The sequence below is a fragment of the Micromonospora sp. CPCC 205558 genome (assembly GCF_036902955.1).
Lineage (GTDB): Bacteria > Actinomycetota > Actinomycetes > Mycobacteriales > Micromonosporaceae > Micromonospora.
Map to the genome: position 1 here is coordinate 351,427 of NZ_JBAKHR010000002.1, position 25,430 is coordinate 376,856.

At 70.5% G+C, this 25,430-nt stretch carries 23 protein-coding genes; 13 read left to right on the forward strand and 10 right to left on the reverse strand.

Features of this window, described 5'->3' with window-relative positions:
• Positions 1-12 precede the first annotated feature (12 nt).
• The gene (locus V6U86_RS04040; RefSeq protein WP_334498514.1) at positions 13-1,023 is read left to right on the forward strand and encodes a LacI family DNA-binding transcriptional regulator; all 1,011 of its coding nucleotides are present in this window, start codon (positions 13-15) and stop codon (positions 1,021-1,023) included.
• A 110-nt stretch (positions 1,024-1,133) separates the two neighbouring features.
• Here the strand turns inward: V6U86_RS04040 and V6U86_RS04045 are convergent, their stop codons facing one another.
• The 3 genes from V6U86_RS04045 to V6U86_RS04055 form a co-directional block, all read right to left on the reverse strand.
• Positions 1,134-1,859: a methyltransferase domain-containing protein gene (locus V6U86_RS04045; protein ID WP_334498516.1), complete on the reverse strand. Its 726-nt coding sequence runs from the start codon at positions 1,857-1,859 to the stop codon at positions 1,134-1,136.
• Between the two features lie 249 nt (positions 1,860-2,108).
• Positions 2,109-2,417, reverse strand: coding sequence for a hypothetical protein (locus V6U86_RS04050; protein ID WP_124822832.1), 309 nt, complete (start codon positions 2,415-2,417; stop codon positions 2,109-2,111).
• Between the two features lie 38 nt (positions 2,418-2,455).
• On the reverse strand, positions 2,456-4,093 hold the full coding sequence (locus V6U86_RS04055) for an ABC-F family ATP-binding cassette domain-containing protein (protein WP_334498524.1): 1,638 nt from the start codon (positions 4,091-4,093) through the stop codon (positions 2,456-2,458).
• Between the two features lie 62 nt (positions 4,094-4,155).
• On the opposite strand from V6U86_RS04055, the gene V6U86_RS04060 reads away from it, so the two are divergent.
• The 3 genes from V6U86_RS04060 (at position 4,156) to V6U86_RS04070 (ending at position 5,863) form a co-directional block, all read left to right on the forward strand.
• Positions 4,156-4,926: an ROK family protein gene (locus V6U86_RS04060; RefSeq protein ID WP_334498526.1), complete on the forward strand. Its 771-nt coding sequence runs from the start codon at positions 4,156-4,158 to the stop codon at positions 4,924-4,926.
• Positions 4,927-5,070: 144 nt separating this feature from the next.
• Positions 5,071-5,439 (forward strand): tetratricopeptide repeat protein, encoded by a 369-nt coding sequence (locus V6U86_RS04065; RefSeq protein ID WP_030329767.1) that lies wholly within the window; start codon positions 5,071-5,073, stop codon positions 5,437-5,439.
• A gap of 169 nt (positions 5,440-5,608) precedes the next feature.
• A complete protein-coding gene (locus tag V6U86_RS04070) occupies positions 5,609-5,863 on the forward strand; it encodes a Smr/MutS family protein (protein ID WP_007465523.1) in 255 nt (84 codons plus the stop codon).
• Positions 5,864-6,079: 216 nt separating this feature from the next.
• Here the strand turns inward: V6U86_RS04070 and V6U86_RS04075 are convergent, their stop codons facing one another.
• From V6U86_RS04075 to V6U86_RS04085, 3 genes are all read right to left on the reverse strand, one after another.
• Positions 6,080-6,424 (reverse strand): type II toxin-antitoxin system HicB family antitoxin, encoded by a 345-nt coding sequence (locus tag V6U86_RS04075; RefSeq protein WP_334498534.1) that lies wholly within the window; start codon positions 6,422-6,424, stop codon positions 6,080-6,082.
• Positions 6,424-6,669 (reverse strand): toxin HicA, encoded by a 246-nt coding sequence (locus V6U86_RS04080; protein ID WP_334498536.1) that lies wholly within the window; start codon positions 6,667-6,669, stop codon positions 6,424-6,426. Before V6U86_RS04080 ends, V6U86_RS04075 begins: the two co-directional genes overlap by 1 nt.
• Before the next feature lie 684 nt (positions 6,670-7,353).
• On the reverse strand, positions 7,354-7,887 hold the full coding sequence (locus tag V6U86_RS04085) for a hypothetical protein (RefSeq protein WP_334498538.1): 534 nt from the start codon (positions 7,885-7,887) through the stop codon (positions 7,354-7,356).
• A gap of 389 nt (positions 7,888-8,276) precedes the next feature.
• Here V6U86_RS04085 and V6U86_RS04090 point away from each other — a divergent pair, with 389 nt between their 5' ends.
• A complete protein-coding gene (locus tag V6U86_RS04090) occupies positions 8,277-9,725 on the forward strand; it encodes an ATP-binding protein (protein ID WP_334498540.1) in 1,449 nt (482 codons plus the stop codon).
• A 75-nt stretch (positions 9,726-9,800) separates the two neighbouring features.
• On the opposite strand, the gene V6U86_RS04095 is transcribed toward V6U86_RS04090, so the two are convergent.
• Positions 9,801-10,295: a GNAT family N-acetyltransferase gene (locus tag V6U86_RS04095; protein ID WP_334498542.1), complete on the reverse strand. Its 495-nt coding sequence runs from the start codon at positions 10,293-10,295 to the stop codon at positions 9,801-9,803.
• A 109-nt stretch (positions 10,296-10,404) separates the two neighbouring features.
• The gene (locus V6U86_RS04100; RefSeq protein WP_442934872.1) at positions 10,405-12,825 is read right to left on the reverse strand and encodes a M28 family peptidase; all 2,421 of its coding nucleotides are present in this window, start codon (positions 12,823-12,825) and stop codon (positions 10,405-10,407) included.
• A 287-nt stretch (positions 12,826-13,112) separates the two neighbouring features.
• Here V6U86_RS04100 and V6U86_RS04105 point away from each other — a divergent pair, with 287 nt between their 5' ends.
• The 7 genes from V6U86_RS04105 (at position 13,113) to V6U86_RS04135 (ending at position 21,812) form a co-directional block, all read left to right on the forward strand.
• Entirely contained in the window at positions 13,113-14,312 is a 1,200-nt protein-coding gene (locus V6U86_RS04105; protein WP_334498544.1) for a PP2C family protein-serine/threonine phosphatase, read from the forward strand.
• Positions 14,309-16,042, forward strand: a complete 1,734-nt coding sequence (locus V6U86_RS04110; protein WP_334498546.1) for a sensor histidine kinase — start codon at positions 14,309-14,311, stop codon at positions 16,040-16,042. Before V6U86_RS04105 ends, V6U86_RS04110 begins: the two co-directional genes overlap by 4 nt.
• Positions 16,039-16,491, forward strand: coding sequence for a response regulator (locus V6U86_RS04115; protein WP_030329776.1), 453 nt, complete (start codon positions 16,039-16,041; stop codon positions 16,489-16,491). The genes V6U86_RS04110 and V6U86_RS04115 overlap by 4 nt, the downstream gene beginning before the upstream one ends.
• Entirely contained in the window at positions 16,484-17,293 is an 810-nt protein-coding gene (locus tag V6U86_RS04120; protein WP_334498551.1) for an inositol monophosphatase family protein, read from the forward strand. The genes V6U86_RS04115 and V6U86_RS04120 overlap by 8 nt, the downstream gene beginning before the upstream one ends.
• A gap of 180 nt (positions 17,294-17,473) precedes the next feature.
• On the forward strand, positions 17,474-18,490 hold the full coding sequence (locus V6U86_RS04125; RefSeq protein WP_442934873.1) for a coiled-coil domain-containing protein: 1,017 nt from the start codon (positions 17,474-17,476) through the stop codon (positions 18,488-18,490).
• 36 nt (positions 18,491-18,526) lie between these two features.
• Complete coding sequence (locus V6U86_RS04130) at positions 18,527-20,089, forward strand: fused MFS/spermidine synthase (protein WP_334498553.1); 1,563 nt, start codon at positions 18,527-18,529, stop codon at positions 20,087-20,089.
• Positions 20,090-20,159: 70 nt separating this feature from the next.
• Positions 20,160-21,812 carry a serine/threonine-protein kinase gene (locus tag V6U86_RS04135; RefSeq protein WP_334498555.1) on the forward strand — a complete coding sequence of 551 codons (1,653 nt, stop codon included), beginning with the start codon at positions 20,160-20,162 and terminating at the stop codon, positions 21,810-21,812.
• Between the two features lie 51 nt (positions 21,813-21,863).
• On the opposite strand, the gene V6U86_RS04140 is transcribed toward V6U86_RS04135, so the two are convergent.
• Positions 21,864-22,532, reverse strand: coding sequence for a potassium channel family protein (locus tag V6U86_RS04140; protein ID WP_334498557.1), 669 nt, complete (start codon positions 22,530-22,532; stop codon positions 21,864-21,866).
• A 44-nt stretch (positions 22,533-22,576) separates the two neighbouring features.
• Positions 22,577-23,911 carry a TrkH family potassium uptake protein gene (locus V6U86_RS04145; protein ID WP_334498559.1) on the reverse strand — a complete coding sequence of 445 codons (1,335 nt, stop codon included), beginning with the start codon at positions 23,909-23,911 and terminating at the stop codon, positions 22,577-22,579.
• Positions 23,912-24,231: 320 nt separating this feature from the next.
• On the opposite strand from V6U86_RS04145, the gene V6U86_RS04150 reads away from it, so the two are divergent.
• Complete coding sequence (locus tag V6U86_RS04150; protein ID WP_334498561.1) at positions 24,232-25,428, forward strand: substrate-binding domain-containing protein; 1,197 nt, start codon at positions 24,232-24,234, stop codon at positions 25,426-25,428.
• Positions 25,429-25,430: the final 2 nt, after the last annotated feature.

Consider the following 25,430-nt stretch of genomic DNA (forward strand, 5'->3'; position numbering starts at 1 on the left):
GGAGGTTGCGGCGTGCGACACAGACTCAAGGACGTGGCCGAACGAGCCGGCGTCTCCGTCAAGACCGTCTCCAACGTCGTCAACGGCCACGTGCACGTGCGGGCGGACACCCGGGCCCGGGTCGAGGAGGCGATCACCGCACTCAACTACCGGCCCAACCTCTCCGCCCGTCACCTGCGCAAGGGGCGCACCGGCGTGATCGCGCTGGCCGTGCCGGAACTGGACATCCCGTACTTCGCCGAGCTGGCCCGCTACGTGGTCAGCGCCGCCGCCGAGCACGGCTGGACGGTGCTCATCGACCAGACCGGCGGTCGGCGGGAACAGGAACGGGTCGTCGCCTCCGGTGTCACCGACCACCTGATCGACGGGCTCATCCTCAGCCCGCTGGCGCTCACCGCGACGGACCTGGCCGGCCTGGACGGCACCCCGATGGTGCTGCTCGGCGCACGGATCGCGCACGGTCCGGCGGATCGCGTGGTGATCGACAACGTGGCAGCGGCCCGGGAGATCACCGACCACCTGATCCGACTGGGGCGCCGCCGGATCGCGGCCGTCGGCGCGCAGCGCACCGACGAGGGGGCCAGCGCCAGGTTGCGCCTGGCCGGTTACCGGGACGCGCTGCGCGCCGCCGGGCTCGACTACGACCAGGCCCTGGTGGCGTCCGTGCCGGCTTGGCACCGCGCGGACGGCGCGGCCGCGATGCGCGGTCTGATCACCTCCGGCGTACGCCCCGACGCCGTCTTCTGCTTCAACGACACGCTGGCCCTCGGTGCCCTGCGCGCCCTGCACGATGCCGGCCTGCGGGTGCCCGAGGACGTGGCGGTGGTCGGCTTCGACGACATCGAGGACGGCAGGTTCGCCATCCCGACCCTGAGCACCGTCGCGCCGGACAAGGAGCAGATCGCCCGCCTGGCCGTCCAACTCCTCGCCGACCGCCTGGACGGCGACCGCACCCTGCCCGCCCGACAACTCACCGCCCCGTACCGCCTGCAACTCCGCGAGTCCACCCAGCCCTCGCGTTGATCATGAAGTTATTGCCATCGATGACGGCGTGTCGCGGCAATAACTTCATGATCAACGGGGGTGGTGGGTGGGGTGGGTGGTCGGGTGGTCGGGGTGGGGTGGGTGTGGGGTCAGTCGAAGAAGCGGGCTAGGTGGGATTGGGGTGCCGGGTCGGCGTCCGGGGGGAGGGGCGTCAGGTCGGCGAAGATCGAGGCGCCGTCGCAGCCGGCGTGCAGTGGGTACCAGCGCGGCGTGCCCGGTGGCCGGAGCTGGCAAATCCCCTTGAACGTCTGCACGTCCATCAGTCGGACGTGAGTCGGGTCGGCCACCGCGTTCACATGCCCCCACCAGGGGCTCATCACGTGCAGCACACCACCGGGGCGGAGCACCCGATGACACTCGTCGACCAGCGGTAGGAAGTCGATCAGGTGCTCCAGGATGTGCACCGCGAAGAGGACGTCCACCGAGTTGTCGGCGAGCGGCAGTGAGCCGGACAGGTCCGCGACGGCGTCCACGCCGGGTGCCGGGTAGATGTCCAGCCCCAGGTTGCTCGACCACTGCTTGGTCGGCCCACAACCGAGGTCCACGACCACCGGCGCCCGCCCGCCGATGCCCACCCGACACCAGACGCCGTAGACACCGGCCAGCTGCCCCACCAGGTCCCGCGCCAGCCGGAGTTGGGCGGGCTCGGCCACGTCGCCGCTCAGGTGGGCCACCCCCCGGTCGAACCGCACCTCGACCGCCAGGTCCCGCAACCGATCATCGTGGCTGACCTGGTCCGCCCATGCCTGGGCGAGGAAATCGTCGATCGCCCGCAGCCGGTCGGCCGAGGGTGGAGTCTGCGCCAAAGCGACCATTCGGGGTCACCTCCCGCCGCGCGATACCCGCAATCGCGCCCGGTATGCCCCGCCCGTCCGCCTCGTCGCCTGCGCCGGCGCGGCGGGCCATGGGCGTGTCGCAGGATGCGAGGCAGGATCGCAGTCATCGTGATGCCACACAGGCATCAAGATGACTGTGTGGCATCACGCTCGAAAGGAACACCGCCGGCACGAACCGAGCCGCGAACGGCCGCGAGCCCCGTCGTCGCGGGGCCGCGCCGGGTCGGGTCAGCCCGAGAGGGTACGACGACCGCCGCGCATCCGCTGGCGGGGCGGCGGGTCGGCGGGCTTCGGCCGCTTGAGGTGATAGCGGTGCAGTTCGTGGTTGCCGGGCAGGGACGGGTCCTCACTCATCGCGACCAACTCCCAGCCCTGGTCGCCGGCCCGGTTCAGGTGGGCCAGCGAGGTGTCGCCGTACGGCGTCACGTCGACCATCGAGCCGTCCGGGCCGTACCAGACGAAGACGACCTCCCAGCCGAGGTCGTTGGTCGCGGCCTGGCGGCGACGGACCAGCAGGGCGTACTCCCACTTGAGCATGGCGTCATTCTCACCCCGCGCCAGCCGGCGGGCGCGGATCAATCCTCGGCGATCCGCCCGGCGTCGACCCGCAGTCGCCGATTGGTCTCGATGGCGGCCAGCATCCGCCGGTCGTGGGTGACCAGCAGCAGCGTTCCGGGGTAGCTGGCCAGCGCCGATTCGAGCTGCTCGATGGCGGGCAGGTCCAGGTGGTTGGTCGGCTCGTCCAGCACCAGCAGGTTGACCCCACGGCCCTGGAGCAGCGCCAACGCGGCCCGGGTCCGCTCACCGGGGGAGAGGGTGGCCGCCGGTCGGGGCACGTGCGCCGCGCGCAGGCCGAACTTGGCCAGCAGCGTCCGCGCGTCCGCCGGCGACAGGTGAGGTACGGCCGCCTGGAACGCGTCGATCAGCGGTACGTCGCCGAGGAACAGCCCTCGGGCCTGGTCCACCTCGCCGACCACCACGCCGGGCCCGAGGGAGGCCGTGCCGGAGTCCAGCGGCAGCCGCCCCAGCAGCGCCGCCAACAGGGTGGACTTGCCCGAGCCGTTCGCCCCGGTCACCGCTACCCGGTCCGCCCAGTCGATCTGGAGGTCGACCGGGCCGAGGGTGAAGCCGCCCCGGCGTACAACGGCACCTCGAAGCGTGGCCACGACGGCGCCGGCGCGGGGCGCGGCGGCGATCTCCATCCGCAGCTCCCACTCCTTGCGGGGCTCCTCGACCACCTCCAGCCGTTCGATCAGCCGTTCGGTCTGCTTGGCCTTGGCGGCCTGCTTCTCGCTCGCCTCGCTGCGGAACTTGCGGCCGATCTTGTCGTTGTCGGTGGCCTTGCGGCGGGCGTTCTTCACGCCCTTCTCCATCCACCCGCGCTGGGTGCGGGCCCGCGCCTCCAACCCGGCCTTCGTGTCGGCGTACTCCTCGAAGTCCGCGCGGGCGTGCCGGCGGGCCACCTCGCGCTCCTCCAGGTAGGCCGCGTAACCGCCGCCGTAGTGGTGCACCTGCTGCTGCGGCAGGTCCAGCTCCAGTACCCGGGTCACCGTGCGGGTGAGGAACTCCCGGTCGTGGCTGACCAGCACCGTGCCCGCCCGCAGCCCGGTGACGAACTCCTCCAACCGTTCCAACCCGGCCAGGTCCAGGTCGTTGGTCGGCTCGTCGAGCAGGAACACGTCGTACCGGCTGAGCAGCAGCGACGCGAGCCCGGCCCGCGCCGCCTGGCCGCCGGAGAGCCCGGTCGTCGGGTGGTCCAGGTCGACCGCGAGGCCCAGGTCGGCGCTTACCTGCTCGGCGCGTTCGTCCAGGTCCGCGCCACCGAGGGCGAGCCAGCGCTCCAGCGCGTCGCCGTACGCGTCGTCGGCGCCCGCCGCCCCGGCGGTCAGTGCCTCGGTCGCCGCGTCCAGCGCCGCCTGCGCGGCGGTCACGCCGGTCCGGCGGGCCAGGAAGTCCCGTACCGTCTCGCCCGGTCGCCGTTCCGGCTCCTGCGGCAGGTGCCCGACGCTCGCGGTGGGCGGGCTGAGCCGCACGCTGCCGGCCTCGACCGGCAACAACCCGGCGAGGGTACGCAGCAGCGTCGACTTGCCGGCCCCGTTCGGCCCGACCAGCCCGACCACGTCGCCGGGGGCGACCACCAGGTCCAGTCCGGCGAAGAGCGGGCGGTCGCCGTGCCCGGCGGCCAGGTCCTTGACGATCATCGTGGCGCTCATCAGGACGGCAGCCTATCCGGCCGCCCGCATACCACCGGCCGGCAGCGGGCAGACTCAACGACGTGGTGACCACACTGGCGATCGACTGTGGCGGCGGGGGCATCAAGGCGTCCGTGCTCGACGAGGCGGGAACGATGCGGGCCCGGCCGCTGCGGGTGCCCACCCCGTACCCGTTGCCGCCCGCGCTGTTTGTCCGGACCCTGCTGGATCTGGGCGGGCGCCTGCCGACGGCGGACCGGCTCACCGTCGGCGTACCCGGGATGATCCGGCACGGAGTGGTGGTGAGCACGCCGCACTACGTGACCCGCAGCGGCCCGCGCAGTCGGGTCGACCCGGACCTGCTCGCCGAGTGGTCCGGCTGGGACGCGCGGGGCGCGCTGGCCGACGCGTTCGGGGTGCCAGCCCTGGTGCTCAACGACGCCGAGGTGCACGGCGCCGGGGTGGTCGCCGGCACCGGCTGCGAACTGGTGCTGACCCTGGGGACGGGGCTGGGCAGCGCACTCTTCGACGGCGGGGTGCTCGCACCGCACCTGGAGCTGTCGCACGCGCCGGTGCGCTGGGGCACCACCTACGACACGTACGTGGGCGAGCCGGAGCGGCGGCGGCTCGGTGACGCCTTCTGGTCCCGGCGGATCCGGCAGGTGGTGGACGGGCTGCGCCCGGTGTTCCGCTGGGACCGGCTCTACCTGGGTGGGGGCAACTCCCGCCTGATCCGGCCCGAGCAGTTGGCCCGGATGGGCGACGACGTGGTGGTGGTGCCGAACACCGCCGGAATCGTCGGCGGCGTCCGCGCCTGGGAACTCTCCGCCGGACGCCGGGACGCCCGCACCTGACCCCTCGGCGGCCGTCCCTCGGCGCCCGTCAACGGCCCTCGGTGGTGAGGAAGTGACCTGATCTCGACCGCGGGAACAGTCGCCAAACGTCCGGTGTTGTGCCAGCGTCGGAACAGGTGACGGTGCGACCCGAGGAGGTGGCAGATGGATCTTCTGGCGGACTACCGGCGGGCGACCATGTTCTTCGAAACCGGTGACCCCAGTGGGGCAGCCCGACTGCTGGAGCCGATCATCGACGCCGAACCCGGCAACGCGGCGGTCCGGCAGTTGCTGGCTCGGGCGTACTTCCAGTCGGCCCAGCTCACCCGGGCCGAGGAGCACCTGCGCGAGCTGATCGAGCGGGACCCGAGCGACCACTACGCGCACCACGTGCTCGGTCGGACGCTGGAGCGGCTCAACCGGCACAACGACGCGCTGCGGCACCTGCGCATCGCCGCCGCGATGTACGCGGCCAACGACGACTACCGGACCGCGCTGGAACGGGTGGAGACCCGCCTGGGCGGCAGGCGCTGAACGTGCGCCGTGACATGGAAGGGGCGGTCCTCCGGGGCCGCCCCTTCCGTCGTCTGCGGCCGCCCTGTGGCCGTTGCGTGGGCCGGCCGCCCTTTGACCGTTCGACGGGCCGGCCGCCCGGCGTGCCTAGGATGGCGGACATGGGACCTGACCGGCCGGGGGCTGCGGCATGAAGCTCAAGCTGGACCTGCACGAGATCTTCAACAAGGGCCAGGACATCGACCGCGCGTTGCGCGGGATCATGGACGAGGCGGTGGCGAAGAAGGCCACCCTCGTCGAGATCATTCCGGGCAAGGGGTCCGGCCAGCTCAAGAAGCGGGTGCTGCGGTTCCTCGACCAGAAGGACGTCAAGCAGCTCTACCACCGCGTGGAGAAGGACTCGAAGAACTTCGGCCGCCTCTTCGTCCACTTCCGCTGGAAGTAGTGACTTCATGCGCTCTCACCTGCGGCTCCGGGGGATGGCGGGTGTCTGTGACAAGATCATGCCGTCTCCAGGCCGTTGGCGGCGGCTTCGCGAGCAAAAGGGCGGTGTCCTTGAGGTGGACATGCTGAAGCGGACCATGCGAGTGCTTTAATCTTATTCCGCCGATAAAAATGCATCGGCCCGGCTTCCTTGTGGGAGCCGGGCCTTTCGCGTTGATCAGGCTGCTGTTAGCTTCCGTACGACATATTGGTTGAGGCTCAGTCCATCTTCGGCAGCGTGGGTTGCCAGCTCGCGGTGCAGGCTTTCTCCGACGCGGACATTGAACTTTCCTGAGTAGCTACGTTCGGCGAATGGCTCCGGCACCTCCTCGCCTTGCTGCTCCATGTCCGCGATCACCTCACGTAGTAGCTGTTCGAGTCCCTGCAGTGCCTCGATTTGAGAGGAAGCCAGCCACGAAAGTGAAGGAAACTCAGCGCAGGTGGCGACGAACTCGTTGTCCTGGGCCGACCATGTAACGCGGTAGGTGTAGTGAGTCACCTCTGGATCGGCAACGGTCTGCATCACATGGCCTCCTTCTTCTCGATCGCCTTTAGCACTTGCCGTACCTGGTATGCCTTTGCCTTGCCTTTGTCGTCTTGGATATTCACACGCGGGTCCCCCGCCCACGGCATCTTGAAAACTGCGTGGGAGGTCCCGTCTTGTCGGGGCTCCCCGAAGTAGTGCTTGCAGACCCTCTTGAGATCGTTGTAGGCGATGTTTTGCGGGTTGCTTCGCATCGCTTCAATGATCTTGTTTACCGAGGGCACGCCTCGATGGTACTGCCTGTGGTACCACATGGCAACGCTTCCTGGTGCACGCCTACCCGCAACATGCCTAGGCATGCTGCGGCCAGTTCTTCCGGCTGTGACAGGGAGGGCGAGATGTTGTGATCGGGGGGCATCGACACGCAGTCCGGTGGTTGATCGTCTAGGCAGCCAGGACTCGGAGGTCATCCAGGGTGATCCCCATGTTGTGAGAACTTTCTGTACGAGGTCAAGGCGGCCCGCTTCGCAGGCCGCGCGCGCCGCCGACCAGGGGCCGACCGAAACCGGTCGCCGATCGGGGACCCCGCGCCTCTTAGCGCAAGCGCACGAGGCGCACCCCGAACGGTTGCAGCCCCGCCGGCGGCGCGACACACGAAGAAGCCCCGGGCCGCCATGGTGAGTGGCAGATCCGGGGCTTCGATGCTGAAGGCGACGACCAGGGCGTGCCTCCGGCGGGGCGTTCAGGCACTCCAGGATGGTTGGCGCCATCCCGACAACCTCCGTCCGGGCGAAGCCGAGCAGGTGGGGCCTGCCTGGTCAAGGTCGTTCAGACAGTGGGGTGCTCCACCTTGACCAGGCAGGCCCCACCCACTCCACCAAGGTGCGGACGAAGGCCGACAGGATGGCTAGGGGAGGCGCGGCAGGGGACCGTTCAGTCTCGCCCGACTTGGTCAAAACGAGGGGCGGTCAGTCGCCGTCGGCGATCCCTAGGTCCTCCCGCATCTTCTCCCGAAGGGAACGAGTGACCTCTGCGGCGCGTTGGACGGGCAAAGGTGCCGTCTCGCCGTGCATCACTCCGTGGAACCGGTCCCTGTACATCTCCAGTAGAACCTCTGCATCCGCTGTCAAATGAATCGGAGCCAGCATTTGCAAATCCCGATACAAAGCCTCGCATTGCGTAAGGGATGCGTCCGCTGATTCCTCTGCTTCCGGCGTCCATCGCTTGCCTGTTGAAGCCAACAGATGGTGACCATCATTTACCTTCGTTATGAAGTCGTCTAGAGCGTTTTTGAAATCGGAGTAGAGCGTCCTGCGTTCCGCCAGCCAGCGGGCGCGCTCTTCCCGATTCCGTTCCCCATCACGCTCGGCTAGCTCGCGCTCCCATCGGACGGTCTCTCGGCGCGCGGTCCAGGCGTGGGTTAGTACGGCAGCGCCAATCGTCCCGAGGAGCCCGAGGCAAGCGACGAGCAACGGTACCCACAGGGGTGTTGTTGCAGACATGCTCAGCATTATGCGTCGTGGGTACCCGAGTCCGTGCTCATTGCGGGCTCAAGATCATGCCGTATCCAGGCCGTCCAACGAGAGCCAACGACGACCATCGTTGACCATCCATGCCAGGCGCAGCAGCAGCTCAGACCCGCAGTCGTCCGGTTTGATCGACTACGCCCCCTGGCTAGATCAATACCGCTGGAAGTAGCCCCAGAGTGACCGCTGACCTGCGGCCACGACGGTCTGATCCACTCGGGTTCCTGAAAGTCGCGGTGTCAGGGTGCCGGGGATACCCCGACTTCCTGAAAGTCGAGTGGATCAACCCTGCGCGCAACCGTACCGAACCCTGGCTTTAGGTAGACTGATCCGAAGTAAGATTGAGTCTAGCTTCGGGAGGGTCGATGTTCGTCGGTCGCCGGACGGAACTCGACCTGCTCGGCAAGCAACTTGATCATGTGAAGCGCACCGGCAAGGGTCGCTCTGTCGCTATCCGCGGTCGCCGCCAGGTGGGCAAGTCGCGGTTGGTGCAGGAGTTGTGCGACCGGGTCGATCTGCCGTACTGCTTCTACACCGCAGTCAAGGGCGCATCGAGCATCGAAGCCGTTGCCTACTTTCTCGGCGCCTTGCGCGACTCGTCGCTGCTCAGCGCAGAGGGTCGTGACCTCCTGCCGTCCCAGCCGCCGGCCGGTGGCTGGGGAGACATGCTGCGGGTCCTGGCAGGCGTCCTGCCCGACACGCCGAGTGTGGTCGTCCTCGACGAACTGCCCTGGATCTCCGAGCAGGACGCGACGTTCGACGGGCACCTTCAAGTTGCCTGGGACCGGCTCATCTCCGGCAAGCCAGTGCTGTTACTCCTGCTTGGCAGTGATCTGCACATGATGCAGCGGTTCACCGAGTACGACCGTCCGTTCTACGGCAGGGCCACGAACATGGTCCTCGGCCCGTTCAATCCTGCCGAAACCGCCGCCGTGACCGGGTTGAGCGGCGCGGACGCGATCGACGCGCACCTGATCACCGGTGGGTTGCCCGGTGTGGCGCTGGAGTGGTCCCCGGGAACACCTCCCGCTGATTTCCTGACCCAGGAGATCTCCAACAAGACGTCAGCGTTGTTCACTGTTCCCGAACAGTCCCTGGCCTCGGAGTTTCCCGCCCCGGACACTGCCCGGCGCATCCTGGAAGCAGTTGGCGGAGCGGGCGGGCGCACGTTCAGCAACATCGCCGCCGCCGCCGGGGACCGCGGCGGTCCGGTCAGCTCCGGCACCCTGTCCCCACTGCTTCACCGGCTCGTCGAGGAGAAACAGGTTCTCGCTGTCGACAAGCCGCTGTCCACCAGGCCCAGCAAACTGGCTCAGTACCGGATCGCCGACAGCAACCTGCGCCTGTACCTGGCCATCCTGCGCGACGTGCATCAGTTGGTTCTGCGTGACCGGTCAGCGGCCGCTCGCACCATCATCGATAGTCGGTGGTCCTCCTGGCGGGGCAACGCGGTCGAACCGATCATCCGCGATGCGCTCGCCATCTCCGCTGGCGCCGGAGGCTTGCCCTGGACAGACGCGTGGGAGGTGGGCGGCTGGTGGAACCGGCAGTCCAACCCGGAGATCGATCTTGTCGGAGCCGATCGTGCCCCGATCGCCTCCCGCGTCGCCTTCGCCGGCTCCATCAAATGGCAGGACGGCCCGTTCGACCGGCACCATCTCGACGAACTGCGGCGTCACGCCCCGCTGATCCCGGGTTTTCAGCCCGGGGCCAGCGGCCTGGTCGTGGTGAGCCGCTCCGGAGCCGACCTCCCGCCGGGGGCCGTGGACCTGGTCTGGGGACCTGACGACGTCATCCAGGCATGGTCGGCCTGACGCTGTCGAGCGCTGCGCTGGCCGGTGGTGCTGGGGCCCTAGGGCTCTCAAGGCATGGCGGGGGAACGGTGCGTGTCAGGCGCTGAGGTCGGCGACCATCGTGTCCGCGTCCTCGAATGACTCGACCGTGCGAAACCCTTCAGCGGCGTACAGCCTGGCGGCGAAGTTCGCCCGCTCCACGCTCAGCGACACCGTGCGGATGCCACGTTGCCGCGCGGCATCCAGAACGGCCCGCAGAAGCGTCCGCCCCACACCTCGGCCCCGCCAGGTTTCCACCACGCCGATGGTCAGCTCTGGCACGTCGTCACTCACGTACCCGTAACCAGGGTCGGCGGCGGTCAGATAGCGGAACCAGGCCGCGCCGACTGGCGAATCGGCCGGGTCCACCGCGATCAGGCCGAAGTCGTCTGGCCGCATCCAACCGCTGACGTAGTGCACGAGCGCGGGATTCGCCAGGATCTGCTCGCGCGACCAGTTGCGCTCAGGCAGCCAGTTCACGGCCTCCACGAGCATGTCGACCAGGAAATCGGAATCAGCCGAGGTGGCTGCGCGGATGCGGAGGTCAGTCACCGCCGAAGCCTCGCACAAGATCGGACGGAGCCTCACCCCCCGGGGGCGTCGAAGACGGTGAGACGGTGACACGGCGGGGGACCGGAGACGGTCCCCCGCCGTCGTCGTTCTAGAACTGATAGGTGCGGGCGACCGCCAGCATCTCCGAGCTGTGCGACCCGACGATGCCGACAGCCGGCGGCCGGGGGCGGAAGCCGGGCAGCGCGTCCAAGCCGTCACTGGCGTCCATCGCCCGCAGCGCCACCTGCCCGGCGATTGGCCGCACCGTCAACGTGACCTCGGCACCCTCGGCCGGCGGGGCGTGGAACACCAGCCCGAAGCCCCACTTCCCCTCCCGGGGCTCCACCGGCACCGACCGTCCCGCCACCTCGGCGCGCAGCACGGTGGCGGTCGACGTGTCGACGTGCAGGGTGGCGAGCCGGGCCACCCGCTGCGGGGTGAGCCGCAGCCGCAGCGTGCGCTCGCCACCCGAGGTGGCGTCGGCGACCACCTCCAGCTTCGGGGCCGGCAGGTTCGCCGCCTGCGCCGGGCCGGCCCGCAGCTCACCGCCGCCGAGCCCGGGGAAGTCGTCGCCGACGTCGGTCACCCCGTCCACATAGCCGTCGGTCCACGGCTGGGGGCCGCTCTCGTGGCTGAGCCAACGGGCCTGGCCGGTGCCGGCGTCCATGGCGTACATCAGGTGGGTCGGCGCGGGGTGGGCGGCGTCGAAGCGGTCCACGGCCAGGCCGACCCCGGCGAGCACCACCGTCGCCACGGCGGCGGCACCGGCCGGCAGCACCGCGAGCCGCCGGGCCCGCAGCGCCAGCATTCCGCGCTGGCCGCCGGCCTGCGGGTGCAGCAGGTCGACCACCGGCAGGGCGACCAGGCCGAGCAGCACCGCGACCAGCGCCGCCACCCCGCCCATCGCCATCCCCAGCGCGGGGAAGAGCAGCACCACGGTGGGCAGCAGGATGACCACACCGACGGCTGCGGCGGCCGTCACCGCCACCACCGGCCACGGCCCGGTCTGCCGGGTACGCAGCGCGACCAGCCCACCGATGGCGCCGGCCAGCGCCGGCAGGGTGGTGAGGTACGCCCCACCCGGCACCGCCACGGCGAGCAGCACCCCGAACAGGGCCAGCCAGGCCAGCCCGCCGACGGCGAGCGCGGCCGGGCCGATCCGGCGGCGGGTCAGCGCGTACCAGGTGAACAGGATGGCGGCGGCGAGCGCCACAACGGCCAGCCGGTACCAGATGGGCCGGTACGGGTCGAGCAGCTCCGCGTACCCCGGTCGGATCGTGGTGATCGCCAGCCAGAGCAGTTGGGCGGCGATCGGCGCGGCGACGATCGGCACCAGGGTCAGCGCGAAGCCGGCGGCCAGCCGGCCGGTGCTGGCCCGGCCGCTCCGGCGGATCAGCCAGCCCAGGGCGACGACCGCGGCCAACGCGAGCAGGGCCAGCGGCAGGGTGAGCCAGCCGGGGTAGCGGACCAGCCCACCGGGGACGGGGAAGTAGGTGGCGTCCTGCCCGGAGCGCAGGTCGGTCAGGTCGATGCGGCCGAACTCCCGGGCCAGGCCCAACGCGTTGTCCCCATGCTGCTGGAGGCTGCCCTGGTCCACAGCGGCCGGAGTGTCCAACGGCGTGTGGTAGATCGCCCCTCCGTCGATGTACGCCGAGTTCAGCCCGACGAACTTCTGATCCAGGAAGGCGGTGAAGTCGGTGTCGTTGGGCAGCGCGCGGTAGATCTCCACCGCGAACGAGGTGCCGACCGGGTGCGGGGCCGCCCGGCCGAAGATGTCCACCAGCTTCGCGTTGTTCCGGGACGTCTCGAACATGATCACCGGCCCGGTGGAGCCCCGCGCCTCCAGGTTGAGCACCACACCGCCGTCGGCGGCCAGCGGATGACTTGCGGCGAACGCGGAGGCCCCGCAGAGGCACGCCTCCTCGGCGTCGGTCAGCACGAAGACGATGTCGTTACGGGGCCGGGGGCCGGTGGTCAGCGCACGGGCCACCTCCAGAATGGCCGAGGTGCCGGCCGCGTCGTCGTTGCCACCCGGCCCGGTCTGCACCGAGTCGTAGTGGGCGACCAGGAAGACCCGGCCCGTCGAGTCGGTGCCGGGCAGCCGGGCCACCACGTTGCGGACCCGGGCCACTGTCGCCCCGCCCGCCGCCCCGCTGAGCTGACCGGCCTCCGGTGCCACGGTGTCCTGCACCTCGGTCTCCAGGCCCAGCCCCCGCAACTGCTGCTCAAGGTGCGCCCGGACCTGCTCGTTGGCCGGGCTGCCGGCCACGTGGGACCGGGCGGCGATCACCTGGACGTCCTCGTACGCCCGGCCGGCGCTGAACTCGTCGGCCGGCGCGTCGACCGGCTTCGGGGCCGGGGTGCGCAGGTCGAGCAGACTGCCGGCGCCGAGCGCGGCCAGCGCGACCAGAGCCGCCGCGGCGGCCACGAGCCGCCGACGCGGCCGGGTCAACGCACGGTTGGCAGGGGGTACGCCCGGAATCGGACGGGGCGGCGTGCCCGTCGCGGCCGGGGTGGTGGGTGCGCCCACGGGAACTCCTCGGGGGGTGGTGGGGCCTGGGGTGGGATCATCCTGCCCGTCGGTGGCCGCGAATGGGATGGCCGGTCGCCCCGCGTCAACCAGCCGCCCGGTTTGTCATCGGGGGGCAGTGATGCGGCCCATCCCGCCCGCGCCGCAGCCGTCGTGTTGTGTGCGACCGTTGTCTAATACAGGATCAGCAGGGCACTCGGAAGGAGCCCGACATCACCAGCGAACTACCGCGTCTCGCGGCGGTGACCCGGCCGCAGCGGGGGCCCGGCTTGGCCGGTTCCCCAGTTGTGCCGTACCCGCACGGTGGCCTGGCGCGGCACGCCAACCTGCCGCCGGGTGAGCGGTTGCGGGTGCTGCTGGTGGAGGACGACGAGGGCGACGCCTTCCTGGTCGGTGAGCTGCTCGCCGAGACGAACTCGATGATCGACCTGCTGGTCGCCACCAGCCTCCGGGAGGCACGGCAGCGCATCGGCGACGTCGACTGTGTGCTGCTCGACCTGGGCCTGCCGGACGCGCAGGGGCTGGATGGGCTGCGCCGACTGCTGGAGATGTCCAGCGGTGCCGCGGTCTGCGTGCTGACCGGCCGCACGGACGAGCACCTGGGCGTCGTGGCGGTCGCCGAGGGCGCACAGGACTACCTGGTCAAGGGTCAGGTCGACGGGGTGCTGCTGACCCGGGCGCTGCGCTACGCCGTGGAACGTAAGCGCGCCGACGAGAACGCCCGCCGCCTGCGCGAGGTCGAGCTGCGCCAGGCCGAGTCGGCCCGTCTCGAACGTGGCCTGCTGCCCCAGCCGCTGATGACCACCGACCAGGTGGCTGTGCACACCTTCTACCGGCCCGGCCGGCACGCCGCGTTGATCGGCGGGGACTTCTTCGACGTGGTGCAGACCCACCCGGACCGCCTCGACCTGATCGTCGGCGACGTCTGTGGGCACGGGGTGGACGAGGCGGCGCTCGGAGTCGAGTTGCGGGTGGCCTGGCGGGCCCTGGTGCTCGCCCGAGTGCCGGACGACGAGGTGCTGCCCGCCCTGGAACAGGTGCTGATGAGTGAGCGTCGCCTTCAGGAGATCTTCGCGACGGTGGCCACCGTCAGACTGGACCTGGACGCCAACCGGGCCACCGTCCGGCTGGCCGGGCACCCACCACCGCTGCTGCTCTCCGGCGGTCGGGTCGCCCCGGTGCCCGCGCCCGGCGGCCGGTTGCTGGGCGTACGACCCCGCCGGCCGATCGCCTACGACCTGGAGTTCGACACCGATGACTGGTCTCTGCTGATGTACACCGACGGCCTGATCGAGGGGCGGGTGGGCGCCGGCAACGAACGCCTCGACGTGCCGGGCCTCAGTGGGTTGCTGGACGAGCCGGCCAACCGCACGGTGTCGCTGCCCGAGCTGCCGGCCTGGTTGGTCGGCCGGGCCGAGGAGCTCAACGGTGGCCCGCTCGCCGACGATGTGGCCATGCTGCTGGTCACGAGGGGTGGTGGCCGGTGAAGCCGGTTGTCGGCGGCTGGAGTCTGCGCCGCCGGGTGATCACCCTGCTCGCCGTCGTGGGCGTGTTGCTGGTCGGCCTGGCCGGCGCGGAGGCGGCGGTGGCCGCCCGCAACCGCACCCAGATCGACGCCGTGTTGAACCAGACCGGCCCGTTGCGGGTGCAGTCGCAGGAGCTGCTCAACGCGCTGCTCGACCAGGAGACGGCGATCCGGGGGTACGCGGTCAGCGGTGATCCGGCCGACCTGACCCCCTACCGGGAAGGGCTGGATCAGGAGAAGATCGTCGTCGCCTCGATGCGGACGCTGCTCGACGACTATCCACAGATCGGCGAGGAGCTGCGGATCGTCGAGGAGCAGGCGAAGCAGTGGCGGCAGTCGGTCGCGGAGCCGGTCATCACCACCACCGAGCAGAACGGCACCAGCGCCGGCCAGGCGTTGGTCACCGAGCAGGCCCGCCAGCAGTTCGACCAGGTGCGGTCGGCGGTGAACGGCCTGCAGGAGGAGATCCTCACCGCCCGCGAGCAGGCCGCCACCAACGTCCGCACCAGCAGCAACGTGCTGGTCGTCCTCCTGATCGTCGCCGCACTGGTGGTGGTCGTGGCCGGGGCGCTGCTGGTGCTCTCCCTGGACCGGATGGTCATTCGGCCCCTGATCGGGCTCGCCGACCAGGTCCGCGAGGTCGCCGAGGGTGACTACCAGCACGGCATCGCCACCACCGGCCCGCCGGAGTTCGTCCGGCTCGGCGAGGACGTGGACGCGATGCGGCAGAAGATCGCCGCCGACCTGGCCGAGGTCCGGGCCGCCCGTGAGCGCATCGAGTGGGTCAACAGTCAGCTCCAGAAGCAGGCTGAGGAGCTGACCCGGTCCAACCGTGACCTGGAGCAGTTCGCGTACGTGGCCTCTCACGATCTGCAGGAGCCGCTGCGCAAGGTCGCCAGCTTCTGCCAGCTGCTCCAGCGCCGCTACGCCGGCCAGCTCGACGAGCGGGCCGACCAGTACATCGCCTTCGCGGTGGACGGCGCGCAACGGATGCAACGCCTGATCAACGACCTGCTCGCGTTCTCCCGGATCGGGCGGCTGACCACCGGCTTCGTCGAGGTCGACCTGAACAAGGTGATGGGCGACGTGGCCGGCCAGACCGAGGCCGCCCGGCAGTACGCCGACGCCGAGCTGACCTGGACCGAGCTGCCGGTGATCTCGGGTGAGGAACCGTTGCTCACCAACCTGCTGGCCAACCTGGTCAGCAACTCGATCAAGTTCCGCCGTCCGGACGTCACGTCGAAGGTGCACGTCTCGGCCCGGTTGGTGGGCGCCGAGTGGGAGATCACCTGTCAGGACAACGGCATCGGGATCGAGCCGGAGTTCGCTGACAAGATCTTTGTGATCTTCCAGCGGCTGCACTCGAAGGACGCGTACCCGGGCACCGGCATCGGGTTGGCGATCGTCAAGAAGATCGTCGAGTATCACGGCGGCCGCGTCTGGGTGGACACCGACGTGCCGGAGGGCACCGCCATCCGGTTCACCCTGCCGGCACTCCCCGGGGACGTCGAAGCCGCCGCCGCTGCCGATTCTGCGGCGCAGCCGAACGCCCTGACCGTGGGTGACGTGACGCCCTCGACCGAGGCTCCGGCGGCGTTGACGGAGCAGACAGGCGAGTCAGACCAGCCGGACCGGGCCGACGAGGCGACGGAAAGCGGTAGAACGGGTGACATGAGGGAGACGGTGGGATGACCGCGCCGGCGGATGGCAAGAGCCCGATCGAGGTCCTGCTCGTGGAGGACGACCCGGGTGACGTGCTGATGACCCAGGAGGCGTTCGAGGAACACAAGCTGCGCAACCGGCTGACCGTCGTCTCCGACGGGGCCGAGGCGCTCGCCTACCTGCGCCAGGAGGGCCAGTACGCCGACGCGGTGGCACCCGACCTGATCCTGCTCGACCTCAACCTGCCCCGGCGCGACGGCCGGGAGGTGTTGGAGGAGATCAAGAAGGACGAGACCCTGCGGCGCATCCCGGTGGTGGTGCTCACCACCTCGCAGGCCGACGAGGACATTCTGCGCAGCTACCAGCTGCACGCCAACGCCTACGTGACCAAGCCGGTGGACTTCGAGCGCTTCATCTCGGTGGTCCGCCAGATCGACGAGTTCTTCGTCAGCGTGGTCAAGTTGCCGCCGCGTGGCTGACACCCTGCTGGACGACGTCGGCGACCTGCTCTGGGAGGCCGCCGACCAGGTCGTGCTGCCGCTGTTCCGCAAGCTCGACGACGATGACGTGTCGGAGAAGGCGCCCGGCGAGGTGGTCACCGTCGCCGACCGCCGGGCCGAGGAGCTGCTCTCGGCGGGGTTGCGTCGACTGCGGCCGGGCTCGATGGTGGTCGGCGAGGAGGGCGTCGCCGACGACCCGGGGTTGCTGCGGCACCTGCGCGACGGCGGGGACGTCTGGCTGGTCGACCCGGTCGACGGCACCGCCAACTTCGCCGCCGGTCGGAGGCCGTTCGCCCTGATGGTGTCGCTGCTGAGCGACGGGCGGCCGACCGCCGGATGGATCCTCGACCCGCTCGCCGACACTCTCGCCGCCGGCTGGGCGGACGAGGGCACCCTGCTCAACGGTCGGCCGGTCGACGGCGCCGGCTCGGTGCCGCCGCTCGGCGAGCTGCGCGGCGCGGCGATGACCCGGTTCCTGCCGTCGGAGACCCGCGACCGGGTCCGGGCGGGCGGTCGGCGGCTCGGTGAGCTGCTGCCCGGCCAGCACTGCGCCGGTCGCGAATACCTGGACATCCTCACCGGCGAGCAGCAGTTCGTGATCTTCTGGCGCACCCTGCCCTGGGACCACGCCCCGGGCACCCTGCTGGTCCGTGCCGCCGGCGGTGTCGCCCGCCGGTTCGACGGCGTCGACTACCACCCCGCCGACGACGGCCGCGGCCTGCTCGTCGCGGCCAACGAACAGGTCTGGGCCGAGGTGCGCGACGCTCTGCTCAGCACCTGATCGGCGCGCTGCGCAACCGCGTTGGGACGCTGCGTCGACATCGGGACAGCTCGAGGGTCAGGGGGCTGGTCACCGGGCTGTAGTCCGGTATCGTGACCGGCGGTCTCCGCCAGCAGGCCGCCGACCGGCGTCGCCGTGCAGTGTTCATCGGGGGCCGGCGGTCAACGGAAGGATGCTTTCGTGCCCAGGACCAGGCTCCGCCCGCGGCTCGGTCGCCGCGCTCTGTTCGCCCTGCTCGCCGTCGTCGCGCTGGTGCTCGGCGGTGCCGCTGCGCCCGCGTACGCGGAGCCGGGCGAGGGTGGCAGCAAGAAGCTGCAGGACGCGCTGGAGCTGACCGCCAGGGGGCACATCGAGGCCAAGGCCAAACTGGACAATTCCAAGCGTCGCCAGACGGCGCTGACCGGCGAGCTGACGACGATGGAGGGTCGGCTGGTCGGGCTCACCGCCCAGGTGGGCGAGGTGGCCGCCCAGTCGTACCGGGTGGGTCGGCTGAGCGCGGTCTCGATGCTGCTCAACACCGCCACGCCGGAGGCGTTCCTGCAACGCGCCGGCGACCTCGACCTGATGGCTCAGCGGGACAGCAAGCGGCTGCGTGATCTCACCGAAGCCCGGCAGCAGGCGCAGCAGGCCAAGGTCGCCATCGACGCCGAGGTCCGCGAGCAGCAGAAGCAGCTCGCCGTGATGGCGAAGAAGAAGAAGGAAGCCGAGGAGGCGCTCGCCGAGGTCAGCTCCGGCGGCAGCAACGGTTTCAGCGGTGGCAGCTCCGCCTCGGCGAAGCCGGCGCCGCGTAACTCCGACGGGTCCTGGCCGTCGGAATCCTGCTCGGTGAAGGACCCGACCACCTCCGGATGCATCACTCCGCGCACCCTCAACGCGCTCAAGCAGACCCAGGCGGCCGGCTACAAGCGGCACGTCTCCTGCAAGCGCAGCGGTGGCAGCGGCGAGCACCCGAAGGGGCGGGCCTGCGACTTTTCGGCCGCCACGAACGGCTTCGAGGACAAGAACGCGACCGGCGGCGACAAGGCGTACGGGGACAGCCTGGCCGCCTGGCACGTGCGCAACGCCGACCGGCTGGGCGTGCTCTACGTGATCTGGTATCGGCAGATCTGGCACCCCGGCACCGGATGGCGTTCGTACAGTGGGAGCGGCTCTCCGGCGGCGTCCCACACGAACCATGTTCATCTCTCGATGTACTGACCCGAAGCACCAGCTTCGCTGCGTACCATCGCGACGATGAGCTCCCCACCGTCCGACGTAGCGGCCCCGCCGGTGTCCCCGGCCCCGCCCGTGCCGACCACCGGCCGGGCGCTGCCCAACGGCCTGGCCGCCTTCCTGGTCTTCTTCTCCAGTGGTGCCGTGCTGGTGCTGGAGACCGTCGCGCTGCGCCTGGTCGGCCCGTACGTCGGGGTGACCCTCCAGGTGACCAGCTCGGTGATCGGCATCGCGCTGGCCGCGATCGCGTACGGGGCGTGGTCCGGTGGCTGGCTGGCCGACCGGCGCAACCCGCGGGGCCTGCTGGCGCCGGCGTTGGTGCTGGCCGGCATCGCCACCGCGGTCACCCTGCCCGTCGTCCGGTACGCCGGTGAGGTGCTGCGCGGTGGTGCGGCCAGCGGCATCCTGCTGCTCGTCGCGCTGGCGGTGTTCGTGCCAGCCGCGCTGCTGGCGGCGGTCACCCCGTTGGTGGTGAAACTCCAGCTCGCCGACCTGCGCCGCACCGGCCAGGTGGTCGGGCGGCTCTCCGGGATCGGCACCCTGGGCGGGATCACCGCCACCCTGCTCACCGGGTTCGTGCTGGTCGCCGCCCTACGCAGCACCGTCATCCTGCTGGCACTGGCGCTCGCGCTCGGGCTGGTCGGCATCGGCCTCGGGTGGTACCTGCGCCGGCAGGAGCCCACCGAGCTGCCCGGTCCGGCCCGGGTTCGGGCCGCACTGGCCGTGCTCGGCCTGGTCGGGGCGGGGCTGAGCACCGTGGCACCCAACCCGTGCGACATCGAGACGGCGTACCACTGCGCCCGGGTCACCTCGGACCCGGCCCGGCCCAGCGGGCGGACGTTGCTGCTCAACTCGGCCCAGCACTCGTACGTGGACCTCGCCGACCCGAAGCACCTGGAGTACGCGTACACGAAGTGGATCGGCGCTGTCGCCGACGTCGCCGCGCCGGCCGGTCAGGGCCTGGACGCGCTGCACCTGGGCGGTGGTGGGTTCACCGTGCCGCGCTACCTGACCGCCACCCGCCCGGGCACCGACAACCTGGTGTTCGAGATCGACGGTGGGCTGGTCGAGTTGGGCGAGCAGGAGCTTGGCGTACGGCCGGGCCCGCAGCTGCGGGCGGTGGTGGGTGACGCCCGGATGCTGGTCGCCGGCGAGCCGACCGACAGCCGTGACCTGGTGGTCGGTGACGCGTTCGGGCACCTGGTGGTGCCCTGGCACCTGGCCACCCGGGAGATGGCCGCCGACGTGCGGCGGGTGACCCGTCCCGGCGGCGTGTACGTGCAGAACGTCATCGACTACCCGCCGCTGCGGTTCATCCGCGCCGAGCTGGCCACGGTGGCCGCCGAGTTCGGGCACGTCGCGTTGATCGCGCCGCCGGAGGCGCTCGCCGAGGAGCAGGGTGCCAACTTCCTCATCGTCGGCTCCGACGCGCCGCTGCCGCTGGAAGCCGTCCGCGCCCGGTTGGCCGAGGTGGACCCGAGGGTCAGCCTGCTCTCCGGCGCGGCGTTGACGGACTTCGTCGGTGCGGCGATGGTGTTGACCGACGACTACGCCCCGGTGGACCAACTGCTGGCCACCGCCTGAACGGGTGACATCCTGACCGATTCCGATCCTCCAGGTGTAGCCGGGCCGTTCCTGGGCAACAACGCTCACCATGGGTGGTGGGGACCGGAACGGCGCGCAGCTGCTCGATGAGCGGTACCGACTGATCGAGCAGCTCGGCGCGGGCGGGATGTCGGTGGTCTGGCGGGGCTACGACGAGGTGCTCGGCCGCCAGGTCGCGGTGAAGGTGCTGGCCTCCCGGCTGGCCAGCGACCGGGCCTTCCGCCACCGCATCCGGATCGAGGCGCAGGCCGCCGCGCGACTCTGTCACCCGAACATCACCAACGTGTACGACTACGGCGAGTCCGAGCAGGTCGGGCTGACCGTGCCGTACGTGGTGATGGAGCTGGTCGACGGCGCTTCACTGGCGAGCCGGTTGGGCCGGGAGACCCGGCTGCCGTGGCGGGACGCGGTGACCATCGGCGCCGAGGTCAGCTCGGCGCTGGCCACCGCGCACGCCCGTGGTGTGGTGCACCGCGACGTCACACCGGGCAACGTCATGCTCACCCCGACCGGGGTCAAGGTGGTCGACTTCGGCATCTCCGCGCTCGTCGGGGAGAGCGAGAAGGGGCCGGACGGCGCGCTGTTGGGCACTCCGGCGTACCTCGCCCCGGAACGGCTGGACAACGGCCAGGTGTCCCCGGCCACCGACGTGTACGCCGTGGGGCTGCTGCTCTACCGGATGCTCACCGGCCGACTGCCGTGGCAGGCCAGCACGACCACCCAGATGCTGCGCGCCCACATGTACAACGACCCGGAGCCGATGCCCACCGTCCCGGGCCTGCCCGACGGGGTGACCGACCTGGTCGGACGATGCCTGGCCAAGCGGCCCGCAGACCGGCCGACCACCGCCGAGCTGACCCGGACGCTCGCCGACGCGGCCGGCATGCTCGCGGCGGTGCCGGTCTCCCCGGCCGCTGGGCCCCTGGACCCGGCGATGCTCGGCAGTGCGCGCACCACGATCCTGCCCTGGTCGGCGGCGACCGACGCGTTGCCGTTGTCGCGGACCCGCAACCGGGACCGTCGGACCCGGCAGCGGGTGACCCGGCGTCGCCGGGTGGAGGCCGGAGTGGCCGCCGTCGGGCTGATCGCGGTAACCGGGGCTATGTGGGGGTTCACCTCGCGCAGCCCGGCCAGCGGCGGGGACCGGCCGACGACCCAGGCTCGGATGGGCCTGCCGGCGGCGGCGCCCTGCGAGGTGGCGTACGCGCTGCGCGCAGACTCCGGCACCGAGTTCGCCGCCGAGCTGACCCTGACCAACACCAGTGGCCGTGAGCTGCGGGACTGGACGATGAGCTTCACCTTTCCCGGGCAGCAGAAGGTGACGAAGGCGGAGCCCGCGCCGGTGCACCAGCAGGGGAGCACGGTGTTGATCCGGCCGGCGGCCCCGAACACCACCCTGGCTGCTGGTGCCGCGCAGAAGGTGACCCTGACGGGTAGGTACAGCGGGGCGAACGCGTTGCCGGTGGAGTTTCGGCTGGGCGAGGCGACCTGCGGGGTTCGGGTGTCCGGGGTCGCCGGCAGTGCGCCGTCCACGGCCCCGGCGAGCAAGGCCGCCACGGTGAAGGCGCCGCCCAAGGCCGCGACGGTGCGCAGCGGCTCCGGGTCGGGCGGCGGTGCGACGAAGGCCAAGCAGCCGAAGCCGCCGAAGGCTCCCGGAAAGCCGAAGGCCCCGGGTGGTGGTCCGGGAAAAGCGGAAAGGTGACCAAGGGGCCGGGTGGTCACCGGAAATGACGGGGTGGCCCGGCGCGTCAGGTCACTGCATCCCCGCGAATCGCTGCACCTGGTCGATTCCACCCTCGACGATGAGCACTCCGCCCTGAGGGAGTGCCGTGTCGTCGGAGGCGTACCGGAAGCGTTCGCCCGGCAGTTTGGCGCCGATCACGCGTACCCCGAAACGCTTCTCCGGTCTCAGGTCGAGCAGGGTACGACCGACCAGGGAATCCGGGACCCGGACGGTGGCGATGGCGAAGTCGTCGTCGAACTCGATGAAGTCGAGCAACCGGCTCACGATCAGGTGCGCGACCCGCTCTCCGGTCTCCGCCTCCGGAAAGATCACGTGGTGCGCGCCCACCGACGCCAGGATCTTGGCGTGCTTCTGCGAGGTGGCCCGTGCCCAGATCTGCGGCACACCCAGCTCGACCAGCGCCAGCACGGTGAGCACACTGGCCTCCACCGACGCCCCGATGGCCACCACCGCCCGCCCGAAGCCGCTGATGCCCAGCTGCCGCAGCGCACCCTCCTCGGTCGAGTCGGCCTGAACCACCCGGTCCAGCTGCGCCGACCAGCGCTGCACCTTCGTCGGGCTCCGGTCGATCGCCAACACCTCGCGGTTCATTCGGTTCAGCGACCCGGCCAGGTGGCAACCGAATCGACCCAGCCCGATCACCACGATGCCGCCGCTGTCCGCCTGTCTAGCCGACACCTCGGCCCTCCCTGCTGCTAGTGCCAGTCCCTACGAAACGGGCCCTATCCGACAATGGGTTGCTCCTGGGGATAGCGGTAGAGCCGGCGTCGGGTGTTCAGGGCGATCGCCGAGCCCAGGGTGAGCGTCCCGACCCGGCCGATGAACATCAGGACGGTCAGCACCAGTTGGCCGCCGGCCGGCAGTTCGGCGGCCAGGCCGATGGTCAGACCGGTGGTGCTGAACGCGGACGTGATCTCGAACAACGCCGCGACGAGGCGGACGCCCTCGGTGAGCAGCAGCAACACCATGGTCCCCGTGATCACCAACGCGACGCTGAGCAGCGCCACGGTGAGCGCCTGCCGTTGGCTCGCGGTGGCCACCCGCCGGTGCCCGATCGTCACGTCGGGCTCACCCCGCAACTCCGCCCAGATGGTGAACGCCAACAGGAAGAACGTGGAGACCTTGATGCCACCGGCCGTGCTGGCACTGCCGCCGCCGATGAACATCAACACGATCAGCAGGGGGTAGCTCTCCTCCTGGAGGGCGGCGATGTTCAGGATGCTGAAGCCGCCGGTGCGGCTCAGCGCGATCTGGGTGAACGACGCGAGGATCTTGCCCGGCACGTCGTACTGGCCGATCGTGGCTGCGTTGGTCCACTCGGCGGCGAGCAGGCCGGCGAAGCCGACCAGCAGCAGCACCACGCTGCCCCAGATGGTCAACTTCGTCGCCACCGCCCAGTGCGCGGGCTGACGCCACTCCCGGACCGCCTCGAACAGCGCGGGAAACCCGAGGCCACCGATGATCGCGCCGACCGCCAGGGTCAGCGACACCCACGGGTCACGGCTGAAGGCCAGCAGGCCATCGCTGTACAGCGCGAAGCCACCGTTGTTGAACGCCTGCACGGCGTGGAAGACGCCCGACCAGAGTGCCCGCCCGACGGGGTAGTCGTACGCCAGCCGGAGCCGACCGGCGACCAGCGCGGTCATCACAGCCTCGCAGGCGAAGACGGTCAGCGCGATCCGGCGGAGCAACCGGCCCACGTCACCGATGCCGAACTCCGCCGACTCGGCCTGCACCAGCAGCCGGTTGCGCAGCCCGAGCTGCCTGGAGACCACCAGGATGACCAGCGCCGCGACGGTGAGGATGCCGAGGCCGCCGAGTTGGGTGAGCAGGGTGATCACCAGCAGTCCCCAGCCGGACCAGTAGTTCGGCGTGTCGGTGATCGCCATGCCGGTGACCGACACGGCCGAGGTGGCGGTGAAGAGCGCGGTGACCACGGGTGGGCGTCCGTGTTCGACTGTCGACCAGCGCGCCATGAGCAACCCGGTACCGAGCAGGATCGGCACCAGGAACGCGAACGGCACCAGCCGCACGGGATTGCGGAAGAACCGGCGCACCAGACAATCTTCCTGTTCGCCCGCGACCCTGGAGTGGGAACGGCCAACCTGCGCCGTGCGAGTGCGTACGTGTTGGGGTCTTCTGACGGTCTGCCGATCGACGCGGGATGGCGCGGGGCGACACACGGCTCGGGCGGTCCGTGGGGGCAGGGGCCATCGAGGGCGTGGCCTCCCGGCTGGTAGGAGAGTCCGTTGTAACCTCCGGCCACCTCATTCCTGTTACTTGTGTGTTTCCGCCACATAGCTCGTGGGTGACGTCACTTCTAGCGTGAGCCGTCACGAAGAAGTTCTCTCCCTCCGAGTCCTCATGTGGAGTCGCAATGACGGTCCGGACGACGCGGCGGGTGTTCCTCTCCGCCGCCACGATGATGGCGGCGGCGCTGGCCGCCACGGCCTGTGGCAGCCCGCAGGACACCGCCACCGGCGGCGGCGACAGCGCCGCACCGGTCAAGGTCGGCCTGGTGTACTCCCAGTCGGGAGCGCTGGCCAGCTACGGAAAGCAGTACATCGAAGGGTTCAAGGCGGGGCTGGACTACGCCACCAAGGGCACCGGCAAGGTCGGTGACCGCACGATCGAGTTGACCGAGGCCGACGACGCCGGCGACCCGGCCAAGGCGGTCTCCGCGGCGAAGGACCTGATCGGCAAGGGCACGAAGATCATTGCCGGCTCCACCGCCTCCGGCGTGGCACTCCAGGTCGCCCCGATCGCGGCGCAGAACAAGGTGCTGTTCATCTCCGGCCCGGCCGCCACGGACGCGGTGACCGGCGCGAACAAGTACACCTTCCGCTCCGGTCGGCAGTCCTACCAGGACGTGGTGACCGCCAGGTCGTTCATCGAGCCGGCCGGCAAGAAGGTCGTGGTCTTCGCCCAGGACGGCGCGTTCGGCGACGCCAACGAGGCGGCCGTCAAGACCGTCATCGGTGGCGCGGGCGCGACCGTGAGCAGTGTCCGGGCCCCGGCCAGTGCCACCGAGTTCACCCCGTTCGCCAGCCAGATCAAGGCCGCCAAGCCGGACCTGCTCTTCGTGGCGTGGGCGGGCACGACCGCCCCGGCCATGTGGCAGACCCTCGACCAGCAGGGCGTGCTCTCGTCCACCACTGTCGTCACCGGCCTGGACATCCGTGCCTCGTGGCCGACCTTCGGCGCCGCCGGCGCGAAGATCTCCTTCCTGTCGCACTACTTCGACGGTGCCAGCGACACCGAGGCCAGCAAGGCGCTGAAAGCCAAGGTCAACACCCTCGACCTGTTCCACCCGGACGGTTTCGCCGCCGCCCAGATGGTGGTCCGCGCCGTCGAGGAGGGTGGGGACGACGTCGACAAGATGGTCACCGCGCTGGAGGGCTGGAGCTTCGACGGGGTCAAGGGCAAGATGACCATCCGGGCGGCCGACCACGCGCTGCTCCAGCCGATGTACCAGGCCAAGCTGACCGGCAGCGGGACCGACTTCACGGCCACCGCGCAGAAGAGCCTCACCGGTGACGAGTCGGCGCCGCCGGCCGTGGCGATGAAGGGCTGACC

What these genes read in the sequence shown, in the direction of transcription:
- V6U86_RS04065 (WP_030329767.1), top strand. Translation starts at nt 5,071, where the DNA reads ATGGATCTTCTGGCGGACTACCGGCGGGCGACCATGTTCTTCGAAACC.
- V6U86_RS04055 (WP_334498524.1), bottom strand. Translation starts at nt 4,093, where the DNA reads ATGAGCGCCACGATGATCGTCAAGGACCTGGCCGCCGGGCACGGCGAC.
- V6U86_RS04075 (WP_334498534.1), bottom strand. Translation starts at nt 6,424, where the DNA reads ATGCAGACCGTTGCCGATCCAGAGGTGACTCACTACACCTACCGCGTT.
- V6U86_RS04115 (WP_030329776.1), top strand. Translation starts at nt 16,039, where the DNA reads ATGACCGCGCCGGCGGATGGCAAGAGCCCGATCGAGGTCCTGCTCGTG.
- V6U86_RS04045 (WP_334498516.1), bottom strand. Translation starts at nt 1,859, where the DNA reads ATGGTCGCTTTGGCGCAGACTCCACCCTCGGCCGACCGGCTGCGGGCG.
- V6U86_RS04135 (WP_334498555.1), top strand. Translation starts at nt 20,160, where the DNA reads ATGGGTGGTGGGGACCGGAACGGCGCGCAGCTGCTCGATGAGCGGTAC.
- V6U86_RS04150 (WP_334498561.1), top strand. Translation starts at nt 24,232, where the DNA reads ATGACGGTCCGGACGACGCGGCGGGTGTTCCTCTCCGCCGCCACGATG.
- V6U86_RS04090 (WP_334498540.1), top strand. Translation starts at nt 8,277, where the DNA reads ATGTTCGTCGGTCGCCGGACGGAACTCGACCTGCTCGGCAAGCAACTT.
- V6U86_RS04130 (WP_334498553.1), top strand. Translation starts at nt 18,527, where the DNA reads ATGAGCTCCCCACCGTCCGACGTAGCGGCCCCGCCGGTGTCCCCGGCC.
- V6U86_RS04070 (WP_007465523.1), top strand. Translation starts at nt 5,609, where the DNA reads ATGAAGCTCAAGCTGGACCTGCACGAGATCTTCAACAAGGGCCAGGAC.
- V6U86_RS04050 (WP_124822832.1), bottom strand. Translation starts at nt 2,417, where the DNA reads ATGCTCAAGTGGGAGTACGCCCTGCTGGTCCGTCGCCGCCAGGCCGCG.
- V6U86_RS04085 (WP_334498538.1), bottom strand. Translation starts at nt 7,887, where the DNA reads ATGTCTGCAACAACACCCCTGTGGGTACCGTTGCTCGTCGCTTGCCTC.